Annotated in this window: 1 pseudogene; it reads right to left on the bottom strand. The window is 58.4% G+C overall.

Features of this window, described 5'->3' with window-relative positions:
* Window positions 1-170: 170 nt before the first annotated feature.
* Window positions 171-485: pseudogene (locus tag L8U60_RS10755) on the bottom strand (hypothetical protein); the annotation flags it as partial.

The following is a 485-nucleotide window of genomic DNA, read 5'->3' as shown; positions in this document are numbered from 1 at the left end:
CAATGACGCTCCTGTACGGGCGGTAACCCACCGACAATTCATCGAATAGCCGGCATGACCGGCTATTCGGCATGCCTTTTTGCTGCCCAACTCAATATGCCAATGGCCCTGGCACTCGTAGCTGAGCTCCAGGGCCATTTCTGTTCAGGCGACTAAACACCTAACCGTCGTTAGGACTTCTTGCGCCTGACTAGAACCAGACCAGTTCCGATCAGGACAAGTGCTAGGGCTACTGTCGCACCAATTTCCACACCGGTACTTGCCAGCGGTGACTGTGGTTTTTCAGGCGTTGGCGTAGGCGTGGGTGTTGCTTCCGGCGTAGGCGTTGGCTCTGGTGTGGGAGTCGGAGTCGGCGTCGGATGCGTCGTTGTCGTAGGTGGCGGCGTTGTTGTGGTCGTCGGCGGCGTAGTTGTCGTCGGCGGAGTCGTGGTCGTTGGCGGGTTCTTCGTGTTGGTGATAGTGAAGCCATCGGTGGCGTCACCGGT

The organism is Corynebacterium meitnerae (genome assembly GCF_027570075.1).
GTDB lineage: Bacteria > Actinomycetota > Actinomycetes > Mycobacteriales > Mycobacteriaceae > Corynebacterium > Corynebacterium meitnerae.
This window is presented reverse-complemented; position numbering and strand designations above follow the sequence as displayed.